The organism is Bacillus sp. UNC322MFChir4.1 (assembly GCF_000746135.1).
Lineage (GTDB): Bacteria > Bacillota > Bacilli > Bacillales > Bacillaceae_G > Bacillus_A.
Window position 1 is genome coordinate 54,115 of record NZ_JQKQ01000029.1, and the last position, 21,892, is coordinate 76,006.

17 protein-coding genes are annotated in these 21,892 nt (G+C 36.1%); 11 read left to right on the forward strand and 6 right to left on the reverse strand.

The window, feature by feature from the left end:
• Positions 1-52 precede the first annotated feature (52 nt).
• A complete protein-coding gene (locus tag BR72_RS12390; protein ID WP_035433423.1) occupies positions 53-1,450 on the reverse strand; it encodes an amino acid permease in 1,398 nt (465 codons plus the stop codon).
• 537 nt (positions 1,451-1,987) lie between these two features.
• Here BR72_RS12390 and BR72_RS12395 point away from each other — a divergent pair.
• Positions 1,988-2,866 carry a putative RNA methyltransferase gene (locus BR72_RS12395; protein ID WP_035433444.1) on the forward strand — a complete coding sequence of 293 codons (879 nt, stop codon included), beginning with the start codon at positions 1,988-1,990 and terminating at the stop codon, positions 2,864-2,866.
• Positions 2,867-3,514: 648 nt separating this feature from the next.
• Here BR72_RS12395 and BR72_RS12400 read toward each other — a convergent pair.
• Entirely contained in the window at positions 3,515-4,258 is a 744-nt protein-coding gene (locus BR72_RS12400; RefSeq protein WP_035433424.1) for a C39 family peptidase, read from the reverse strand.
• A 291-nt stretch (positions 4,259-4,549) separates the two neighbouring features.
• Between BR72_RS12400 and BR72_RS12405 the strand changes: the two genes are divergently transcribed.
• The 7 genes from BR72_RS12405 (at position 4,550) to BR72_RS12435 (ending at position 12,046) form a co-directional block, all read left to right on the forward strand.
• Positions 4,550-5,956, forward strand: a complete 1,407-nt coding sequence (locus BR72_RS12405; RefSeq protein WP_035433425.1) for an amino acid permease — start codon at positions 4,550-4,552, stop codon at positions 5,954-5,956.
• Positions 5,957-6,245: 289 nt separating this feature from the next.
• Positions 6,246-7,115 carry a cytochrome aa3 quinol oxidase subunit II gene (qoxA, locus tag BR72_RS12410; RefSeq protein ID WP_035433426.1) on the forward strand — a complete coding sequence of 290 codons (870 nt, stop codon included), beginning with the start codon at positions 6,246-6,248 and terminating at the stop codon, positions 7,113-7,115.
• Between the two features lie 33 nt (positions 7,116-7,148).
• On the forward strand, positions 7,149-9,083 hold the full coding sequence (qoxB, locus tag BR72_RS12415) for a cytochrome aa3 quinol oxidase subunit I (RefSeq protein WP_035433427.1): 1,935 nt from the start codon (positions 7,149-7,151) through the stop codon (positions 9,081-9,083).
• Between the two features lie 13 nt (positions 9,084-9,096).
• Complete coding sequence (qoxC, locus tag BR72_RS12420) at positions 9,097-9,699, forward strand: cytochrome aa3 quinol oxidase subunit III (RefSeq protein ID WP_035433428.1); 603 nt, start codon at positions 9,097-9,099, stop codon at positions 9,697-9,699.
• A 2-nt stretch (positions 9,700-9,701) separates the two neighbouring features.
• Entirely contained in the window at positions 9,702-10,001 is a 300-nt protein-coding gene (qoxD, locus tag BR72_RS12425) for a cytochrome aa3 quinol oxidase subunit IV (protein WP_035433429.1), read from the forward strand.
• 416 nt (positions 10,002-10,417) lie between these two features.
• Positions 10,418-10,642 carry a DUF4022 family protein gene (locus tag BR72_RS12430; protein ID WP_035433431.1) on the forward strand — a complete coding sequence of 75 codons (225 nt, stop codon included), beginning with the start codon at positions 10,418-10,420 and terminating at the stop codon, positions 10,640-10,642.
• A gap of 228 nt (positions 10,643-10,870) precedes the next feature.
• The gene (locus BR72_RS12435; RefSeq protein WP_035433432.1) at positions 10,871-12,046 is read left to right on the forward strand and encodes a M20 family metallopeptidase; all 1,176 of its coding nucleotides are present in this window, start codon (positions 10,871-10,873) and stop codon (positions 12,044-12,046) included.
• Between the two features lie 175 nt (positions 12,047-12,221).
• Here the strand turns inward: BR72_RS12435 and BR72_RS12440 are convergent, their stop codons facing one another.
• Genes BR72_RS12440 through BR72_RS12450 form a run of 3 tightly spaced genes read right to left on the reverse strand, consistent with a single transcriptional unit; the run spans position 12,222 to position 14,576 of the window.
• Positions 12,222-13,622 (reverse strand): nucleoside recognition domain-containing protein, encoded by a 1,401-nt coding sequence (locus tag BR72_RS12440; protein WP_035433433.1) that lies wholly within the window; start codon positions 13,620-13,622, stop codon positions 12,222-12,224.
• On the reverse strand, positions 13,600-14,322 hold the full coding sequence (locus tag BR72_RS12445; protein ID WP_035433434.1) for a FeoB small GTPase domain-containing protein: 723 nt from the start codon (positions 14,320-14,322) through the stop codon (positions 13,600-13,602). Before BR72_RS12445 ends, BR72_RS12440 begins: the two co-directional genes overlap by 23 nt.
• Positions 14,319-14,576, reverse strand: coding sequence for a FeoA family protein (locus tag BR72_RS12450; protein WP_035433435.1), 258 nt, complete (start codon positions 14,574-14,576; stop codon positions 14,319-14,321). Before BR72_RS12450 ends, BR72_RS12445 begins: the two co-directional genes overlap by 4 nt.
• 637 nt (positions 14,577-15,213) lie before the next feature.
• Here BR72_RS12450 and BR72_RS12455 point away from each other — a divergent pair.
• The 3 genes from BR72_RS12455 to pstA all read left to right on the forward strand — a co-directional run bounded on the left by BR72_RS12455 (position 15,214) and on the right by pstA (position 17,996).
• A complete protein-coding gene (locus BR72_RS12455) occupies positions 15,214-16,110 on the forward strand; it encodes a phosphate ABC transporter substrate-binding protein PstS family protein (RefSeq protein WP_035433436.1) in 897 nt (298 codons plus the stop codon).
• Between the two features lie 75 nt (positions 16,111-16,185).
• Positions 16,186-17,076 (forward strand): phosphate ABC transporter permease subunit PstC, encoded by an 891-nt coding sequence (gene pstC / locus BR72_RS12460; protein ID WP_035433437.1) that lies wholly within the window; start codon positions 16,186-16,188, stop codon positions 17,074-17,076.
• Between the two features lie 2 nt (positions 17,077-17,078).
• Positions 17,079-17,996 carry a phosphate ABC transporter permease PstA gene (pstA, locus tag BR72_RS12465; RefSeq protein WP_035433438.1) on the forward strand — a complete coding sequence of 306 codons (918 nt, stop codon included), beginning with the start codon at positions 17,079-17,081 and terminating at the stop codon, positions 17,994-17,996.
• Between the two features lie 423 nt (positions 17,997-18,419).
• Here pstA and BR72_RS12470 read toward each other — a convergent pair whose 3' ends face one another.
• Positions 18,420-21,464, reverse strand: coding sequence for an efflux RND transporter permease subunit (locus BR72_RS12470; protein WP_035433439.1), 3,045 nt, complete (start codon positions 21,462-21,464; stop codon positions 18,420-18,422).
• Positions 21,465-21,892 lie beyond the last annotated feature (428 nt).

Below are 21,892 nucleotides of genomic sequence, written 5' to 3' on the forward strand. Positions count from 1 at the left end.
ATACAGAAATAATGGAAAAAAATCCCTCCCTCAGATGAGGAAGGGATCAACATTATCCAATTTGCGAAGATGATTTCGATGATTTATCTGTTGTATGAAATCCTTTTGCATAATAAACAACTACTAAAGCGATGAGCCAAATTGGTCCAACAATTAATGCGATGCGTGTATCAGTAGAATATGCCATAATGCCTAATACTAAAGCAAGGAAAGCGAGCGTCACATAGGAGCTAAGTGGATACAATGGCATTTTATAAGTTAATTTATTTTGCGCTTCCTGTGATAATCCTTTGCGGAAACGAAGCTGCGCAACTACAATGACACCCCAAGTCCAAATTGCTCCGAACGTGGAAATACTCGTTAACCATGTAAATACTTTTGCAGGAACAACGTAGTTTAATACAACGCCTATTAACAATACGAAAGCTGTTGCTAAAATTCCTTTACTTGGGATTCCATTTTTATTTAACTGCCCAAATTTTTCTGGTGCTTGTTTTTGCTGCGCTAATGTAAATAGCATACGGCCTGTACTAAAGAGACCACCATTACAAGAAGAAAGAGCAGCTGTTAAGACAACAAAGTTAATAATTCCTGCTGCTTTCGCAATACCGATTTGTTCAAACGTTAGTACAAATGGACTTCCTTTGTCACCAATTTCATTCCATGGATAGATTGCCATCATAACGAATAAGGCACCTACATAGAAGATTAAAATGCGCCAAAAAACGTTATCAATCGCTTTAGACAATGTTTTTTTCGGATTTTCTGCTTCACCGGCTGTTACACCAATTAGTTCTACTCCTAAGTAAGCAAATAGTACCATTTGTAATGATAGAAGCAGGCCAGAAAAACCATTTGGGAACCAACCGCCGTGTGACCAAAGGTTTGAAATTCCAGTCGCTACGCCGCCGTTTCCAAAACCGAATAAAATAATGCCAGCGCCAATTATTATCATACAGATAATTGTGACAATTTTAATTAAAGCAAACCAAAACTCAAGTTCTCCATACACTTTAACCGATAAAAAGTTTAATGCGCTCATTAATACAAGAGCAATTAACGCCCAAACCCACCGCGGTGTTCCTGGGAACCAATATTCCATATAAATTCCTGCCGCTGTAATTTCAGCCATACAAGTTACAACCCATAAGAACCAATAGTTCCAACCAGTGATATAACCTGCTAGTGGGCCTAAATAGTCATGTGCATATTTACTGAATGAACCAGCAACAGGTTGTTCAATTGCCATTTCTCCAAGCGCCCGCATAATGAAAAAGATCGCAAGGCCAGCAATGATATAACCGAATAAAATGGACGGTCCTGCTAGTTTAATAGCGGAAGCTGATCCTAAAAATAGTCCAACTCCAATAGCAGACCCAAGTGACATAAGGGTAATATGACGTTGTTTTAATCCGCGGTTTAAATTATCTGCTTTGTTTGTGTGCTGCATAATAAACCTCCTGTATTTAGTAAGAAAAATATTGTATCCGCTTACAAATTTATTCAACTATTTAAAATTATAAAACATTTCTATCTGTTATGCTACAAAAATAGACAATGTTTTCTGTACTATAAAAATTGGTTTTCGTATTTTGATATCTAAGTCACTGTTACGAAAAAAACACAATGCCCAGCACTCGCTCACTCCTTGTGTTTTAAAAACATAAAAAGTGGCAGAAAAGGGCCCTGAGCGCTTCCGTAGATTTGAAATAAAGTCATACGGTTGTATCTCTTTTTATTCTACTATCACGTTTAAAAGTATTTAGTTGCAATAAAAATTTAATCGTGTTAGTGTCTTTATGGGTTAAAACCTATACATCTACAAAGGAGTTAATCTCATGATCATTCAATTCATTCGATATAGATAGTGATAGGTATAGACTACTTTAAAATCCGACTCATATTTTTTTGAAAATATGATGAGGGTTTATTTGTCTATGCCTTTTTCATTTATCTAAAAATGAATGAGGTGGCTTCTTTGTATAAAATGAACAAAAGAATGCAGAGCGCAGAATATTTAAGTAAATTTGAACATATTTTCAAGTGTCCTATTTGCGACTCAACAATGAAGGTTTTTGAGTTAAAGAGTTTAATCTGCTCAAATAACCATACATTTGATTTTACTAAACAAGGATATATCAACTTGACAACTCAACTAGTAAAAACTAAATACACTAAGGAACTTTTTGAAGCGCGAAGAAAAATTATTGCAGAGGATGGTTTTTTTGCACTATTAAGTCAGGTAATTGTTGAAAGCATAAATAAGCATGTCGCTGTTAAAAAAGAATCAATATCTGTAATTGATATGGGATGTGGCGAAGGTTCTCACCTAACTAGCATTTGTGAAATCGCTAGTTCTGCTTATAAAAAAATAGTTACAGGAGTAGGGATTGATCTTTCTAAAGAAGGTGTTTTGGTAGCCGCTAAGAACTACACTAATAAGATTTGGACTGTTGCCGACCTAGCAAATACACCATTTCAAGATAAGCAATTTGATATTATTCTGAATATCTTATCACCTTCCAATTATGCAGAATTTAATAGATTGTTAAAAGCTGATGGTTTAGTAATTAAAGTCGTTCCTGGAAGTGAATACTTAAAAGAATTAAGAGAAATTATATTCGATGGATCTGAAAAACAATCTTATTCTAATGTTGATACTGTTGAACGATTTAATGAGAACTTCCAATTGATAGATAGTTCAAGATTATGTTATACCGTGACACTTGATAATCTATCAATGCAATCGTTAGTTCAAATGACTCCTTTATTATGGGCGACCACAAAAAAACAAGTTAAATCATTCTTGGAAGGGAGTTCAGCTCAAATCACTGTTGATTTAGAAATATTAATCGGTAAGAACTAACTTTATAAAAATTTCATCCTTAACTAAAAAGAAAAACTCCATTTTGATCAATCTTTTTTTCAAAATGGAGTTTTTATATTTGTTGTTAAATAATGATTGAAGGGAAAGTTCTATTCAAACTTTATTCTCACCCTACATCTACACATGGTCAGACGCTCTTGACATCCCGAAAAGAAAGAGGGACGTCTATATATATAAATTCATTTTCATGTTTCAACATCCAAATCGTTGCTACGAAAAATATCCCATGCCTAGCACTCGCTTACTCCTTTTGTTTTAAAACATGGCAAGTAGCAGAAAAGGGCCCTGACCGCATCTACGCATGGCCAGTTTATCTCGCTCTCCCCAAAAAAAGAAAGGTTTTTGATCTTATATATATTGTCCAATAAAAAACAAAAAGCTATCAAAATCGATAGCTTTCACTTTGTTGAAAAAGTCGTTTGTCAATAAATAAACGACTTTTTCTATAAACTTTACTTCTCTATATTTGGGCTTTTTATGGTTAAAAATTACTTATTTCTGAATAAAACACCATGTTTTAACCCGAAAAATCAGTTGAACTTACAACAAGATTGTTAAAGATTCACTTGACGGATTTGTTTTTCAACAGTATGAAAGCTATCAAAATCGATAGCTTTCTTTCCATCATTACAAAATAGTAATAGCTTGTTTTCCCATTTGCTCCCATGCTTTTTCAAATTGAGAGCGCGAAATACTTTTACGCGGTTTACTTGCTAGCGGATCATTTACATATACAAAGTTTTGATCATAACCAGTAATAACTACACTATGTTCAAAATATGTAATCTTTAATTCTCCAGCATTTGTATTCCAACTTTCAAAGCTATCCGCAGCTAGCGGCTGAAAAGTTGTATTAGCAATAATCCATACTGGCGAACCAGCGCTAAGTACTTTATATATATCTTTGATTTCTCTCCCTGATAAATCAATCGTTTTATCAGGAACATATTTTTGTGCTAATTTATAAATTGGTTGATGGTATACACCGTAGCCTCGTTCAGACTTTGTGTAAATATTTCCAACAAATCCTTCGTGTGGATTTCCCTTCACACCGTTTGATTCAAATGGGACACGAGTAATTTCACTCGCAAGCGTCATTTTGTCCACTTTAATTCCTTTATATTGCAACAACATTGCTAAACTAGTCACTTCACAGCCGCGCTCTAATTCAGGAAGCTGTTTAATAAATGGAACATTTTCAATCATCGCTTGCTCTTTCATTTTGAATGAAAAGTCTACACGTAGTTCTTGCGTTTTTTGAAAGATTTTATTTTTTCCTGTTTCAATTACGCCCATAACTTCTTTATTGCATGCCACGCAAACAATAACGCAAATACTTAAAATACATATGTATTTGATGCTTCTAAACATATTTCTAACTCCATTACATAATTATTTTCCTACATTTTGAAAAGGATACTCTCTTCATTGTACCTTTGTTTGTACTAGTTTACTAGAACGATTCTATAGATTGTTATTCCAACATTCAGATCTAAAAATTCTTACTTTTTTAAATAGAAAGAAAAATAAATATACAATTTTAGAATATTTTGTTAAAATAAAAACATGTTTAACTTGGTTAAGTTTATTTGATGAGGAAAAATTGAATTGGCGGTTCACTGATGCTTTCTAAACATTATAAAAATATGAGGTGAGGGGTATATGATACAAGAAGAGAAGCAGCAAAATGAGCTAAAACGTACGATGCAAAGCAGACACCTCTTCATGATTGCTCTTGGGGGAGTTATCGGAACTGGATTATTTATGGGATCTGGACAAACTGTTCACAATGCTGGACCAGGAGGAGCCATTCTTGCCTATTTAGTTGGCGGATTTGTTATGTATTTAACGATGCTTTGTCTCGGGGAGCTGACGGTAGCAATGCCTGAATCAGGTTCTTTTCAAAGTTATGCTAGCAAATATATTTCACCTGGTTTTGGATTTGTGGTGGGTTGGATGTATTGGCTAAACTGGGCTGTAACCGTCGGAGTTGAATTAACGACTGTCAGCATTTTAATGAAGCGCTGGTTTCCAGATGTTTCATCTTGGATATGGTGTGTTTTATTTGCTGCCATACTCTTTATTGTAAACGCTTCCTCCGCGCGTGCATATGCGGAAGCTGAATTTTGGTTTGCAAGTGTTAAAGTAATAACAATTATTCTTTTTATTTTACTCGGCGGCGCTGTTATGTTTGGTGTATTAGACTTTAGTGGTAAGCCGGCACCAATGTTCCATAACTTCACAGAAAATGGCGGGTTATTTCCAAACGGGTTGCTAGCTGTTCTTCTTACAATGATTACCGTTAACTATGCGTTCCAAGGAACAGAATTAATTGGTATTGCTTCGGGTGAAAGTAAGCAGCCGGAAATAACAATACCGCGTGCTATAAAAAGTACAATTTGGCGAACACTTTTCTTTTTTGTTCTTGCCATTTCAGTGGTTGTAGGGCTACTACCGTGGAAAGAAGCGAATCTTGTGGAAAGCCCATTCGTACTCGTTTTTGACACAGTTGGAATCCCGTATGCAGCAGACATTATGAACTTTGTTATTATTACAGCTGTATTATCCGTAGCAAACTCTGGTTTGTATGCAAACTCCCGTATGCTGTGGGCGATGGCAAAACAAGGGATGGGAAGTCAGCGCTTTACAAAATTAACGAAAAAAGGGGTACCGATCAATGCCTTAATTTTCAGCTTAATCTTTGCTGGCCTTTCTCTTTTAACAAGTGTATTTGCCGCTGATACCGTCTTTTTAGTATTAACATCTATTGCGGCTATGGCAGCTGTCGTTGTTTGGATGTCGATTGCTGCATCTCAATTTTTCTTTAGAAGAGAATTTATTAAGAACGGCGGGGATATACGAGATTTAAAATATCGTGCACCGCTTTATCCACTTGTTCCTATTGCAGCGTTCTCTTTAAACTTTATTACATTTATAAGCTTAGCATTTATTCCAGAGCAACGAATTGCTTTATATTGCGGCATACCATTCATGATTATTTGTTACATTTTTTATAAATTAAAATATAAAAAAGTTGTCACATTTGACAAGCAAAAAAACGTCTCTTGAAAATAAACTAAATATACGAAATATTCAGCTATCTTATCATGAGATAGCTTTTTTCTATTTATTGGATATCCTGGTATAACTTTATTTATCTTAAAATTCCAAAAAACAAAATATGCTTCTAAAAATGGTTTACAATATATTCAAGTTACAAATGGTTTTGAGTGTGAAAACCGTGTATTTGTGTCTATTTTTTAACAATATCTCAAAAACTATTGCTATCTATAAATTAATAGGTTTATATTGTTTTATTGGCATAGTTTCAATCCAAGGAGAAAGGAGATTTTCAATCGTGCAACTGAAAAAAAAATTTTGGAAGTTGGCTTCTCTTCTTCCACTATCATTACTCTTGTTCCTCGGTGGATGCGAAAAAATCGCTGTATTAAATCCACAAGGGCCTGTTGCAAAATCGCAGTATGACTTAATTATTTGGTCGCTCATTCTGATGTCCGTAATAATTGTAGTTGTATTCGTCCTATTTACAATCATTTTAATTCGTTACCGTGAAAAACCAGAAAACATGGATTATGAGCCACCTGATATACACGGTAATACTCTTTTAGAAGTTATTTGGACTATTTTCCCTATTATCATCGTGGTTGCGTTAGCAATTCCCACAGTGAAAGCAACATATGCATCGGAAAAACCACCAGAGCAAACGAAAGATATTAAGCCTGTTGAAATTTACGTTACATCTGCTAACTGGAAATGGTTATTCAGTTATCCTGAGGAAGGAATTGAAACCGTTAACTATTTAAATGTACCAGCAGGTGTACCAATTCAATTTAAGTTAACTTCTGTTGGTCCAATGAATGCTTTCTGGGTTCCAGAACTTGGTGGAATGAAGTATACAATGGATGGCATGATTATGGATTTATATTTACAAGCTGATAAGCCAGGCTCTTACACTGGACGTAGTGCAAACTTCTCTGGTGAAGGATTTACTCACATGGAATTTGAACTTGAAGCGAAAACAAAAGAAGAATATAACAAGTGGGTAAAAGAAGCAAAAGGTGCTCCTACATTATCAGAAAACAAATATAAAGAAATCATTCAACCGGGTGTAGTAGGGCGTATGACATTCTCTAATACACATTTAAAATATGTAGATCCAAAATCACTTGAATACTGTGATTACAACTACTACAAAAACAAAAAGTAATAACGAATATTCCAACAGATTGGAGTGAATATAGTGAAGCTTGATGAATTTTTTGTCACAGGCGATCCGATTATCTACGGAGCGGATGCATCTATTGTTCTTGTGACGTTAGGAATCATTTTTGTGCTGACAAAGTACAAAAAGTGGAGATGGCTTTGGGATGAGTGGTTAACTTCTGTTGACCATAAGAAAATTGGTTTGATGTATATCATTTCAGCAATTGTTATGATGTTCCGCGGCGGTATGGACGGATTAATGATTCGTGCTCAGTTGACGTTCCCTGACACAACATATTTAAACGCTGAACACTATAACGGAATCTTTACAACACACGGTACAGTTATGATTCTCTTCATGGCAATGCCGTTTGTTATGGGACTTATGAACGTTGTTGTTCCTCTTCAAATTGGAGCACGTGACGTTGCATATCCTTTCTTAAATGCATTAAGTTTTTGGTTATTCTTCGTAGGTGCTATGTTATTTAACATCGCCTTCGTTATCGGTGGTTCTCCAGACGCTGGGTGGACATCATACTTCCCAATGGCTGGTACAGAATTTAGCCCTGGGGTAGGAAATAACTACTATGCAATTGCAGTGCAGATTTCAGGTCTCGGGACGCTGATGACAGGGATTAACTTCCTTGTAACAATCTTGAAAATGCGTGCACCAGGCATGAAATTAATGCAAATGCCAATGTTTACTTGGTCTATTTTAATTACGTGTCTTATCATCATCTTTGCATTCCCAGTATTAACAGTTGCTCTTGCATTAATGTCATTTGACCGTTTATTCGATGCTCACTTCTTTACGATGGCGAGCGGCGGTATGCCAATGCTTTGGGCGAACTTGTTCTGGGTATGGGGTCACCCTGAAGTATATATCGTTATTTTACCGGCATTCGGTATTTTCTCTGAAATCGTAAGTACGTTCTCACGTAAACGATTATTTGGATATACAGCAATGGTTTACTCAATGGTTGCAATCGCAACTTTAAGTGGTCTTGTATGGCTGCATCACTTCTTTACAATGGGTGCAGGTCCAGCAGTTAACTCATTCTTCTCGATTTCGACAATGGCGATTTCGATTCCAACTGGTGTTAAGATCTTTAACTGGTTGTTTACGCTTTATAAAGGACGTATTCGTTTTACAGTTCCAATGCTTTGGTCATTGGCGTTTATTCCAAACTTCGTAATTGGTGGGGTTACGGGGGTTATGCTTGCGATGGCAGCAGCTGATTATCAATACCATAACAGCTACTTCCTAATCGCTCACTTCCACTACGTATTAATCGCGGGTACAGTATTCGCGATGCTTGCTGGATTTACATTCTGGTATCCAAAGATGACTGGTCATATGCTAAATGAACGTCTTGGTAAATGGACATTCTGGATCTTTATGATCGGATTTAACATCTGTTTCTTCCCAATGTATTTCCTAGGTTTAGACGGTATGACTCGTCGTATGTACACTTACTCTGCAAACCTTGGATGGGGCGGATTAAACTTAATCGCATCTGTCGGTGCAGTAATGATGGCAGTCGGCTTCGCTATATTATGCTACAACGTAATTTATAGCATTCGTCATGGTGAGCGCGATGTAACTGGAGATCCTTGGGATGCTCGTACACTTGAATGGGCGACACAATCTCCTGTACAACATTACAACTTCGCAAAATTACCAGAAATTAAGTCTAGCGATGTATTCTGGGAAATGAAGAAAAATGGTGAGTCTATTATACCAAAACCTGAAGAATTAAAACCAATTCATATGCCAAGCAATTCAGGTGTTCCAATTATTATGTCTTGCTTTATCGGTCTTGCAGGTTTTGCGTTAGTATTTAGCTGGTTCGGGTTAGCAATTGTCGGTGGTATTGGTATGTTAGGTTGTATGATCTGGCGCTCGTTTGATTACGACGACGGATACTACGTTAGCGTAGATGAAATTAAAAAGACAGAACATGTTGCATGAGAGGTGAAACGAAATGGCGGCTTTAGATAAAAGCTTACCTCTAGAATATCAATCCGAACAAAGCAGATTGAATATTTTAGGGTTTTGGGTTTTCCTTGGGGCTGAAATCGTGCTGTTTGCAACGCTTTTCGCCTCTTACCTAGTATTAGCTGGTCGTACGGCGGACGGTCCAACACCAGCACAGATTTTCGAAATAAAACCTGTTATGATTGAAACACTTTTACTTTTAACAAGTAGTTTTACATGCGGGATTGCAATTCATGAAATGCGTAAAGAAAACAAAAATGGTATGCTTCTATGGTTTATCATTACGTTACTATTAGGTGCTGGCTTCCTTTACATGGAGATTGAAGAGTTTATGATGTATGTGGGCCAAGGTGCTACACTACAAACAAGCGGATTCTTATCTGGATTCTTCGTTCTTCTTGGAACGCACGGTGCCCACGTAACAGGTGGTATCATTTGGGCAACTTGTGTTATTATCCAAATTTTAAAACGAGGACTGACACCAGTTACAGCTCGTAAAGTATTTATTATCAGCTTATACTGGCATTTCCTTGATGTTGTTTGGATCTTCATTTACACACTAGTTTACTTGAACGGGATGGTGGCGTAATAATGGGACAAAACAATACAAATGCTCATAGCGGATTTCCATGGTCACACGTTTTTGGATTTATTTTATCGCTTGCATTAACGTTCCTTGCTTTATACGTAACGTTAGAGACAAGCTTGCCACTTTCAACAATCTTAACAAGCATTCTTGTAATGGCAGTGGCACAAGCAGCATTGCAATTAGTTATGTTTATGCACATGACGGAAGGAGAGGGACTAATACAAACAATGACAATCGTATTCCACTTTTTCATTGCGGCAGTAACGGTTGTTGGTACAGTTTGGATTTTCTTCTCTATGTAATATATTTAAAAACCTGTTGGGACATTGTCTTAGCAGGTTTTTTTATAAGCAAATTGTTCTGGTAAATACACAAAGAAACGTATGTTAAAATGAGCCTTCATTGTATAAGAAATTCGTAACTACTCAGCGATACATTTCATTTAGAAGTTTGGTAAGAGGTATTATTTCAGTGAAAATATGCTTACCTATAGAAAGTTATTTTCATTTTTCAGCATATAGCTTGCTGCCTTTCTTTGTTTTAAATCTTTGCACGTAGCAGTATACATAGCTAGTCCCTCCTGGAACATTAAAAAAGTGCTTTTCTGCTTATTTTTCATAGAGTGACTAAGTAGTTACAGAAATCCATAATATTCCTTAAGATTCACCTCTTTGTATGGTAAAATATTACTATTATATAAACAAGGAAGTGTCAATACATGTCAATCTCAACTTTAGCTCTTTTGTTACTTGGGGAAGTGCTTGTTGCAATTATACTAATTGGCTTAAGCATTGAAATTTGGAGTTATGGGTGGAAAAAAACAAATGCAGTAAAATATTCTTGTATCTTATTTTCTCTTATTATGGGAACGAGTAGTGTATTAGGGCTTTGTGTCGCACCCGCTTATTTCTTTTTACAGCTTATAGATAAGGCGAATATTTGAGTATATCGCTATTGATCAAGAGTTAGAGATTATATACAAGTTAAAAAACTTTTCATTTTAAGTGGAGACAAGAGCATCATAAAGAACAGGCTATCATGTCTAAGAGGCAGAGCTAGACATGATAGCCTTAAAATGAACATATAATAACTTTAATTATCAGAATAGTTTTTGTTTTCAGGTGTACAAGTTATAATAACAGTTAATGCAATGAAGAAAGGATGATTGTATATGGACTTGATCCAAAAGACATCTATTTCAAAAGAACAGCTTATTCAATGGAGAAGACACTTTCATATGTACCCAGAGATTTCTTATTCTGAAGAAAAAACATCTCAAATGGTTTATGATATACTGCAAACATTTCCTCATTTAGAAGTTTCACGTCCGGCGCGTTATAGTGTAATGGCACGATTAATTGGGAAGCGACCTGGACGAACAATTGCGCTTCGTGCCGATATGGATGCACTACCTATTGAAGAGGAAAACAAGTTTGAGTTTGTTTCCCGTAATAAAGGAGTTATGCATGCATGCGGACATGATGGACATATGGCGATGTTACTGGGAACGGCATATACACTTTCGGAAAAATATGATCAAATTGAAGGGGAAATTCGCTTTTTATTTCAACACGCTGAGGAAAACTTTCCAGGCGGTGCACAGGAAATGGTTGATGCGGGTGTTATGGAAGGCGTTGATTGTATTATTGGCGCACATCTTTGGTCACCGCTTGAAGTTGGGAAAGTCGGCGTTATATATGGTCCGGCAATGGCTGCTCCAGATGCATTTTCGATTACGATTATTGGGAAAGGTGGACATGCTGGTATTCCGCATGAAACCATTGATAGTATTGCAATTGGTACACAAGTTGTTTCGCAATTACAACAAATTGTCTCAAGGCTCACGAATCCGTTAGATTCATTGGTGTTATCGGTAACGCAGTTCCATGCAGGGACAGCTCATAATGTAATTCCTGATAGTGCGACAATTGGTGGGACGGTGAGAAGTTTACGAAATGAGCTTCGAAAACAAACAGCAGAGCGCATTGAGAAAATTGTAAAAAGTATTACGGAGGCATACGGTGCATCTTATACATTTACATACGAATATGGATATCGCCCAGTTGTAAATGAAGAAGCTGTAACAAGACATGTAGAAAGTACGGCATTGCAACTTTTAGGAAAAGAATGTGTTATTCGTTTACAACCAACAATGGCTGGCGAAGATTTTTCAGCATTTTTACAAAAAGCTCCAGGTACATTTTTCTTTATAGGGGCTGGAAATGAAGAGAAAGGGATTATATATCCCCATCATCATCCGCGATTTACAATTGATGAGGATGCTTTGCCAATTGGCGTAAGCATATTTGTTTCGTCAGTTTTGGATTTCATGAAAGGCCTAGAATAACATTATGTTTCGCTCAAGTTATCCTGTTGGTAAAAGATAACTTTTTTAAATATCTTGCAAGTAATGGAAGGAACTGAAAAAGTCCGTTTCAATATAAAAAAGAAGATAACCATCTATTTCTCTGTTGGTTATCTTCTTTTTGTTCTATATATATGGACGGGATTTTCAATCGGTACTATACGAGTCCTAACCAGTTTACTAATTGCGCGGACAGGAATGTAACAACAATGGCAATTACAGTTGGAATTGCGAAGGAAAGAAAAGTCCATTTTGCACTTTTTGTTTCTTTATATATATTCACTAACGTTGTTCCACACGGGAAATGAAGAAGAGAAAACAGCATCATATTTAATGCAGTTAGCCAAGTCCAGCCGTGATCGAGAAACAACTGTTTAATTTGTGTTAAATCATCTAACTCAGTTAATGAACCTGTTGATAAATAAGCCATTAATAAAATTGGAACAACAATTTCGTTTGCTGGTAAGCCGAGAATAAAGGCTGCTAAAATATATCCGTCAAGCCCGAGTAATTTTGCAAACGGATCTAAAAAATTCACGACATACATAAGAAGACTTGTGTCTCCAATAAATACATTTGCTAATATCCACGTTAATGCCGCTGCAGGTGCTGCGACGATAATGGCACGCTTTAGAACGTATACTGATTTATCAAGTGTTGCACGTACGATCGTATCCAAAATTTTAGGCTTTCGATAAGGTGGTAATTCTAGCGTGTAGTGGGTTGGGACACCTTTTAAAGCTGTTTTTGAGAGTACCCATGATACAGTTAAAGTCATGATAATACCAATTACAACCATACCGACTACAACCCCAGATGTTACAAATGTTTGCATTCCCCCTGTATATCCAGCAGCCATAAATAAAGATGCTAATAGAATAAGTGTTGGCCATCTTCCATTACAAGGAACAAAGTTATTTGTTAAGATTGCTAGCATACGTTCACGTGGTGATTCGATAATACGCGTTGACATAATGGCAGCTGCATTACATCCAAACCCCATCGCCATCGTTAATGATTGTTTTCCATGTGCTCCAGCGCGTTTAAAGAGGCGATCCATGTTAAAAGCAACACGTGGCAAGTACCCATAGTTTTCTAATAAAGCAAACATTGGGAAGAAAATAGCCATTGGCGGCAACATAACACTAATAACAGCCCCTATTCCGCGGAATAAACCGAGAATGAGAATGCCATGTAGCCACTTTGGAGCATTTATTGCTTGGAACCACGTTGTTAAATGCCCCTCTGCCCATCCGAAAAATTCAGCAATCATATCAGAAGGGATGTTAGCCCCTGCAATTGTAAGATAGAAAACAATAGATAAAATGGCAAGCATAATAGGGAAGCCGAATATAGGAGAAGTGAAGATTTTATCAAGCTTCTCTGAACGATATAATTTATTTTTATCTGTATATTGAACTGAATCTTTACAAATAGTAGCTGAGGCACGGTAAATATCACCGACAATTTCATCACGAATATCCTCTTTTACAAGCGTTCGCGCATGCTGAACGATATAGTCTAATGGAAGAGCTTTACTGGTTGAATGAGATTCCATTCATTACGACCTCCCTTACAAGTGGTTCTTCATGATGCTTTTGAAGAGATTCTAAGAAATTTTTGTCCCCATCTAACATGCGAAGTGCGATCCAGCGAGTAGGATAAGTGTCTCCGAACATTTTATATATTTGCGGCTCGAGCTCCTGAATCATCTTTTCTATTTTCTCGTTATAAGTAATTTGGAAAGGTGTAGGAATTAATTTTCTATTCGCTACTTTTTCAATTTTGTTTAGCAACTGATCAATTCCGAATTTATTGCGGGCAGAAATTTTTACAACGGGAACTCCAAGCGATTTCGCTAATTTTTTCTCATCGATTAGAATGCCCTTTTTTTCAGCCTCATCAATTAAATTCACACATATAATTACTTCTTTTGTCATTTCCATTACTTGCAAGGCTAAATTCAAATTTCTTTCCATTGCAGTGGCATCAACAACAACAACTGTTACGTCTGGTTTTTCAAAAATAATATAGTCACGTGCTACTTCTTCATCAGCAGAATTTGAGTATAAGGAATATGTTCCTGGCAAATCGATTACAGTATAGAGGTTTCCGTGATGCTCGTATTCACCTTCAGCTTTTAATACCGTTTTTCCTGTCCAGTTTCCAGTATGCTGTTTTAATCCGGTTAACGTATTAAATAGTGTACTTTTTCCTGTGTTTGGATTCCCAGCTAATGCAATGCGATGTTTCTTCATTGTGAATCATCTCCTGTCAAGCTTCCTAATATGAGAGAACTCTCTTCACTTCGAAGCGCGATTGTTGTATTGCTTACTTGATATGCAATGGGATCACCAAGCGGGCTCTTTTGTAACACTTTAATTGTTGCACCTGGAATGAATCCTAAATCTAGCAGGCGACGTTTCATCGTTCCTTCTAAGTTGATTTTTTCAATTTGTACGAGCTGACCTGTTTTAAAAGTAGAAAGTGGTTGAGTTTTAACCGATGTCATAAGAGTTACCTCACCTCTATTTTTTTAGTGCGAGTTTAAAAAGTTTCCCTAAGGAAACTTTTTGTTACTATCATACTAGATGATAGTGAATGATGTTGTCAATTGTTAATTTAGAAATATTCAATTATTTATTTAATTGTTCCAATTTATCCCGCATTAACTGGCCGTAAAGCCTCTCCTTATGGAAGTTTCACCCCAAGTAAAAAACGATATAAAAATTTTAGGGAGGGACGAGAGCATCCATATGTAAAGTTTAAAACGAAACTAAAAGGAAAGAGCGAGTAGAGGTCATGTTGTTTTCTGCATGGCAGCGATTTATATGTAAATGTTAATCCGTTGTGCGCGGAGTTTTTAGTTGTTTTAACAGGATAAACGTAAAATTATATATCGAAATTTACATTCAATTTACATTATTAAAATTAAATTTACAATGTGTGCGGTTTCTTGAGATTTTTTACTTCCTTTGTAGAGAAACAGTGAATATATACAGCCTTTTCTAAGAATTTACTGTCTTTACTTAAAATTTAAAAACGCTTAACACTGGCATAATATTATTGTTCTACAATGAATTTGTATTAAGAGTTATACACATAAAAACGTGGGAATGCAAAGTGATAATAAAATGGGGGTACAAAACATGGGTATGAAAAAAGGTTTGAAATTTTCTTTAGCAGCATTAGTAGTTGCTGGTGCTTTAGTAGGGTGTGGGAAATCAGAAGGCGCAAAGGAAACTGCTAAAGGTACTAATGAAACGAAGCAAGAATTATCGGGTACAATTACAGCGGCTGGTTCTACAGCGCTTCAACCACTTGCAGATGAGGCAGCTAAAGAATTTATGGGCAAAAATTCAAAAGTATCAATTACAGTTCAAGGCGGCGGTAGTGGTACTGGAATTAACCAAGTAGCTTCTGGTGCTGTACAAGTTGGTAATTCTGATGTTCCTGCTGCGGATAAAATAAAAGAAGCAGATAAAGCGAAAGAATTAGTAGATAACAAAGTTGCAGGTATCGCATTTGCATTAGTGGTAAATAAAGATGTAAAAGTTGATAACTTAACATTAAAACAAGTACAAGATATTTTCTCTGGTAAAGTTACAAACTGGAAAGATGTTGGCGGAAAAGATGAAAAAATCAATATCGTTAATCGTCCAGCAGCTTCTGGTACACGTGCTACATTTGAAAAAACAGTTATGAAAGACGTAAAAATTAACGATTCTACAGGTACAACACAAGATTCAAATGGTGCAGTTGAGCAAGCGATTAACTCTACACCAGGATCTGTTAGCTACTTAGCTATGTCCTACATGACTGGTGACAAAAAAGGCTCATTAAAAACATTAAAAATTGATGGTGTAGAACCAAAAACTGAAAATATTTCTGCTGGTAAATATCCGTTCTGGTCTTATGAATACATGATTACAAAAGGCGAAGCAAAAGATGCAACAAAAGGCTACATTGATTATGTAAAAGGTAAAGACTTTGAAAAGAAAGTAGAAGAGATGGGTTACATCCCAATGTCTAAATTAAAGCAATAAAATAATATAAAGCGGGGCTGGCTGTTTAGCCAGTCCTGTTCATTTCAATATATGAAGTGAGGTTGTGGTCTTGTGATGAAGGGGAAAAAACAAATTAACTACGTAAAAAGTGAATATATTGGAAGAACACTTGTAACGATTTGTGGTTTATTAATTGTTGCTATTACATTAGCTATTATCGCATTCATTTGTGCAAAAGGAATTCAATCATTTACACAAAGTAATATTTCGATTTCAGAAGTGTTTACATCAACAAAATGGGCTCCGAATGAAGGGAATGGAAGCTTTGGAGCTGTTATTTTCATCGTTGGATCTACTTTAGTGTCTCTTGGGGCAGTAATTATTAGTGCACCCATTGCAATTGCACTCGCAGTGTTTATGAATTTAATTTCTCCGAAGTTTGGAAACAGGGTGTTAAAACCAGTTTTAGAATTGTTGGTAGGGATTCCATCTGTTGTATATGGTTTACTAGGTGTTACGATTTTAATTCCGATTTTACGAGATTCATTTGGTGGTGTAGGATTTAGTTTAATTGCCGGTGTTATTGTATTAAGTATTATGATTTTGCCAACGATTGCAAGTATTGCTTCTGATGCAATTCGTTCGGTTCCTTTTGATTATTTAGAAGCCTCTTATGGTTTAGGATCGACGAAATGGCAAGCAATTAGTCGTGTTATTGTTCCGGCTGCAAAAAAAGGTATTTTAACAGGGATTGTTCTTGGAGTAGCTCGAGCTTTCGGGGAAGCGCTAGCGGTACAAATGGTAATAGGAAATACAATAAAATTACCAGAAGGAATATATAGTCCAACTTCAACTTTAACGGGTATTTTGACAATGGATATGACAAATACGTTAAATGGAACAGCCTGGAATAATGCGCTATGGACGTTAGCGATGATACTACTTTTGATTTCGTTCTTATTTATTGTAATAATTCGAGCGATTGGCCAAAGAGGTGAAAGATAACGATGAATGCTAGAACAGTTAATAAGATATGGACAGGTATTTTATATGCAGTTGCCTTCTTTATAGTCACTTTACTTATTTTTCTTGTATATGAAATTTTACAAAAAGGTTGGGGATTTTGGGATCCGAGTTTTTTATTTGGAGAACCGAGTAATACAAGAGCAGGAGGGGGAATTGGACCTCAATTATTTAACTCTTTTTACATGCTTGTTATTACATTGATTATCTCAATTCCTTTAGGTCTCGGTGCAGGGATTTACTTGGCGGAATATGCAAAACAAGGTCGTTTTTTAAATTTTGTTCGCTTATGCATTGAAACAATGGCGTCCTTACCTTCTATTGTAGTTGGTCTATTTGGATTGCTTGTGTTCGTTACAACAGCGGGTTGGGGATATACTGTCATGGGCGGAGCTTTAGCCTTAACAATTTTAAATTTACCAGGTTTAACGCGCGTTTGTGAAAATGCAATGACAGAAATTCCAACGAATGTGAAAGAAGCAAGTCTTGGGTTAGGTGCAACGAAGTGGCAAACAATTGTAAGAAGTATGCTTCCATCTGCATTGCCGCAAATTATTACAGGTGTAATTCTAGCAGCTGGACGTATTTTTGGTGAAGCAGCGGCACTCATTTATACAGCTGGATTAACGTCACCAATTTTAAACTCAGCAGCGGATTTTTCAAGCCCTTCACATCCATTAAATCCATTTCGACCAGCAGAAACATTAGCGGTGCATATTTGGAAGTTGAATTCTGAGGGAATTATCCCTGATGCAAAACTAATTGCAACAAAGTCAGCAGCAGTATTAATTATTATGGTATTACTATTTAATATTATTGCTCGTTTTACTGCGTCTGTACTTCATAAGCGTTTTACTGGTACGAAAAAGTCACGTAAAAGTAGTAAGGTAAAAGCAGCATAGCTTTTATAAACAAAGTGAATAAAAAACTCCTTTTTTTAGGTGGGCGAGAGGATCTGGCCGTGCATAGAAGCGGTCAGGTCCTTTTTCTGCCATGTGCAAGGTTTAAACCAAAGGGAGAAAGCGAGTGGGGATTACTTTTTGTTTTGTATAGCTACGATTTGTATATAAGGGAATGCTGTTAGATTGTTCTATACAGCATTCCCTCATATTATTTTTTATAACAATTAATTGCTTCTATATAAATACAAGTTGAAAAGCAGAGATAAAAGAACTTTCTTTTAGATGGGTGAGAGGGTCTGGCCGTGCGTAGAAGCGGTCAGGTCCTTTTTTCTGCCTCTTGCCAAAGGAGTGAGCGAGTTCTACACAATTTTGAGAGAAAAAACAACAGCCGTATTCAGAAGTCTGAATACGGCTGTTGTAACGTTAAGATTTAGGAACATCTGTATAAGGTTCGTGTCGGTTTTTGCGATGCTTTTTACTACCGATTTTATCTAGCAATTCGTACATAACGGGTACGACAACTAGTGTTAGTAATGTAGAAACTAGTAAACCGCCAATGACTACAACAGCTAAGCTTTTTGATACCATACTTCCGGCCTGTGCATCACCGAATAATAGAGGAAGCATTGCGAAGATGGTTGTAATAGCTGTCATAATAATTGGGCGCAATCGTACAGAACCAGCTTCTAATAGTGCTTCTCTTGTTGCCATTCCTTTTTCGCGATTTTGTTGTACACGTTCTATTAAGACAATGGCATTCGTTACAACAATTCCGATTAGCATTAAAGCTCCGATCAGAGAGTTTAAATCGACAGGTGTTTGTGAAATTATTAAACCTAAAATTCCGCCAACAGCTGCTAATGGCAGAGAGAACAAAATTGCAAATGGTGCGCGTGCTTGCCCGAAAGTAATAACCATAATTAAGTAAACGACACCGATTGCGATTCCCATAACCTTAAATAAATCAGTGAAATTTTCTTGCATCGATTCTGTTGCTCCGGCAATGTTAACTTTTGCCCCATCAGGCAATTTTAAATCTGCAATAGCTGTATTTACTTCTGCGCTTACTTTGCTTAAATCTTCATCTTTTGCTTCTGCTGTAACTTGAATTGTTTCTTTTCCATCTTTGTGGAATATTTCAGTTTGTATTTGTTTTTCAGAAATCGTTGCAACATCTTTTAATGCGATTAAGCCAGTAATTGGTGATAGGATGTTTGAGTTTAAAATCGTATCTTTATTAGGTGTCTCTGTTTTTTTGTGTTCTAACATAAGAGTTGTCTTTTCGTTGTCTAGTGTGATTTGGCCAATTGGTGATTTTTTCATTAAAAATGCAACTTGTTGTCCGATGACTTCGGAATTTAAGCCTGCCTTTTCTGCTTTTGTTTGATCGACGTTAACAACCCATTCGTTTTTCTCTTCCTCTGTATTGGTTTTTACTTTTGAAAGACTATTTAAGCTTTTTAATTTTGTAGTAACAAGGTCAGAAGCTTGTTTTAAATCTTTATTATTGTTTGCAGTGATATTAAATTGTAATGCGTTTCCACCGCCGAAACTTGAAAAGCTTACTTTTATATAATCAAATGTCGCTGGTTGAAATTGATTCTGTTCTTTTTTTAGTTTATTAATGTACGGTTCAAGGTCAATGCCCTTTTTAAAATCTATAAATATACTTGCAAGATTGTTTTTTCTCGTTTGTCCCCATTGTGCATCTTCTGCAGCGGAACCCATTTGTAATATAACGTTTTTTACATTTGGATCTGCAAGTAATTTTTTCTCAAATTCAAAAGCCTGCTGCTTCCCTTTCTCTAAATCGTAATTAGCAGGGAATGTCATATTAATAGAAAGCATGGTGTTATCATCAGATTTAATGTTCGCTTTTGGGAGTAGAATGTAAGCTGCAATTGAACCGACAAATAATAAAAAAGCGGTAAATAAAATGATAAATTTATGTGATAACGACCATTTTAAAATGGCTGTATAACGTTTCGTTTCTTTTTGCTCTGTATGTGTTGTTTTCCTTAAAAGTAGAAAAGCCATGAGTGGCACAACTGTTAAAGCCACTAATAGAGATGAAAGAATTGAATAAACAACTGCTAATACCATAGGCAACATAAATTCACCGATTCCGCCTGATACAAGACCGATTGGTAAAAATACGGCGACGGTTGTTAAGGTAGAAGACGTAATTGCGATTGCTACTTCTTTCGTAGCGTCAATAATTAAGTCTTTCGAGAAAGAATCTTTTTGTAAACGACGGAAGATGTTTTCAATTACAACGATGCTATCATCGACGAGACGTCCGACAGCAACTGCCAATCCACCTAAAGTTAAAATGTTTAAAGTGATATTAGACTGATTAAGTAAAAAGAGTGTAAGAAGTATGGATAATGGGATACTAACAATCGAAATTAGAGTAGTACGAATGTTACGCAAGAAAATTAAAATGATGAATGTAGCGGCAATCGCGCCAAGCACAACTTCTTTCCCCATACTTGTAACAGCATTTTGGACTTGTTCGTGTGTAGACATAAGTGTTTTTATAGTGAAAGTTTCTTTATATTTCTTATTTATATCATCAACCTTTTTCTCGATTTCTTTTCCGATTGTAACGGCATTTTTGCTCGGTTCTTTCGCAACGACTAGTACAGCGCCGTCATCGCCGTTAATGTGAGAAATAGCATCATGATGTTGTTTTAATTCAACTTTTGCGATGTCGCGTAACTTTAGTTCAGGTGTTAGTGTAACATTCTGTATATCATCAACGCTTTTTATTTCTCCAATTACGCGAAGTAGGTAATTTTCATTATTTATAGATATTTGCCCAGCTGGTATAGAAGCTTCTTTTCCTTGCAGGGCGGATACGATTTGTGATGTTGCGATGTTTTTATCTTTCATTTTAGCGGGATCTAATACAATAGATAACTCAGATGTTGATTTCCCATAAAACATAACATTAGAAACGCCATCGATACTTTCAAGTTGTGGGACGATTTCTTTTTCAATTTGTTTCTCGTCAGCTTTTGTGAAGCCATTTTTCTTTTGGACTGTAATTTGTGCGAGTGGGATCATAGAAGTATTTAGTTGGCTGATAACAGGTTTCATGACGTCTTTTGGAAGTGTGATTCCGTTTGTGAGTTTTTCGACTTCACGCGCTGCATCTTTCATATTCGTCTTTGCTTTATACATAATTTCAATTTTTGATAAGCCTTCACTTGTTGACGATGTAATGGTATCGACATGTGCAAGGTTTCGGAATTGCTTTTCGAGAGGGTCTGTCACTTCTTTCGTCATTGCTTCAGCATCTAGCCCCTCAGATAAAGTGGTAATTGTTATAGTTGGTTGATCCAGGCTTGGTAAAAATTCCATCGGTAATTTAGAGCCGGAATAAATACCTAATACAGAGATGAGAAAAACCATGATGATAATGGCGGCCCTATTTTTCAATGAAAACTTCGTCAATCTTTCCATAAATGAATTCCTCCATAATAGTGTTTTGATGGTTTACTGTTTTACTATATAACAAATGCCAGGGAATTACGGTTAAGAACATGTAAAAATTTTCTAAAAAAATTCTTAAGTAAGGTATTTCTTGTATGGTTAGCTAAAGGTTTATAAAAGAATTGAATGGATAGCATAAAAAACTTCATATTTTTTTAAAAAATGCTTGTTTTTATAAAAAGCAGATGATATATTAATAAACGTCGCTGCTGCACGAAAGCAGAAAGCGAAATGAAAAAAGAAGTAAAAAACAATGTTGACATCGAAAAACAAAGATGTTAACATGAGAAAGTCGCAAATGAGCGACGGACAAGTTCTTTGAAAACTGAACGAAACAAACAACGTGAAACGTCAATTTTTATTTATGATGCTAGACAAACACTTTATTGGAGAGTTTG

What these genes read in the sequence shown, in the direction of transcription:
- BR72_RS12390 (WP_035433423.1), bottom strand. Translation starts at nt 1,450, where the DNA reads ATGCAGCACACAAACAAAGCAGATAATTTAAACCGCGGATTAAAACAA.
- BR72_RS12395 (WP_035433444.1), top strand. Translation starts at nt 1,988, where the DNA reads ATGAACAAAAGAATGCAGAGCGCAGAATATTTAAGTAAATTTGAACAT.
- BR72_RS12400 (WP_035433424.1), bottom strand. Translation starts at nt 4,258, where the DNA reads ATGTTTAGAAGCATCAAATACATATGTATTTTAAGTATTTGCGTTATT.
- BR72_RS12405 (WP_035433425.1), top strand. Translation starts at nt 4,550, where the DNA reads ATGATACAAGAAGAGAAGCAGCAAAATGAGCTAAAACGTACGATGCAA.
- qoxC (WP_035433428.1), top strand. Translation starts at nt 9,097, where the DNA reads ATGGCGGCTTTAGATAAAAGCTTACCTCTAGAATATCAATCCGAACAA.
- qoxD (WP_035433429.1), top strand. Translation starts at nt 9,702, where the DNA reads ATGGGACAAAACAATACAAATGCTCATAGCGGATTTCCATGGTCACAC.
- BR72_RS12430 (WP_035433431.1), top strand. Translation starts at nt 10,418, where the DNA reads ATGTCAATCTCAACTTTAGCTCTTTTGTTACTTGGGGAAGTGCTTGTT.
- BR72_RS12435 (WP_035433432.1), top strand. Translation starts at nt 10,871, where the DNA reads ATGGACTTGATCCAAAAGACATCTATTTCAAAAGAACAGCTTATTCAA.
- BR72_RS12440 (WP_035433433.1), bottom strand. Translation starts at nt 13,622, where the DNA reads ATGGAATCTCATTCAACCAGTAAAGCTCTTCCATTAGACTATATCGTT.
- BR72_RS12445 (WP_035433434.1), bottom strand. Translation starts at nt 14,322, where the DNA reads ATGAAGAAACATCGCATTGCATTAGCTGGGAATCCAAACACAGGAAAA.
- BR72_RS12450 (WP_035433435.1), bottom strand. Translation starts at nt 14,576, where the DNA reads ATGACATCGGTTAAAACTCAACCACTTTCTACTTTTAAAACAGGTCAG.
- BR72_RS12455 (WP_035433436.1), top strand. Translation starts at nt 15,214, where the DNA reads ATGGGTATGAAAAAAGGTTTGAAATTTTCTTTAGCAGCATTAGTAGTT.
- pstC (WP_035433437.1), top strand. Translation starts at nt 16,186, where the DNA reads ATGAAGGGGAAAAAACAAATTAACTACGTAAAAAGTGAATATATTGGA.
- pstA (WP_035433438.1), top strand. Translation starts at nt 17,079, where the DNA reads ATGAATGCTAGAACAGTTAATAAGATATGGACAGGTATTTTATATGCA.
- BR72_RS12470 (WP_035433439.1), bottom strand. Translation starts at nt 21,464, where the DNA reads ATGGAAAGATTGACGAAGTTTTCATTGAAAAATAGGGCCGCCATTATC.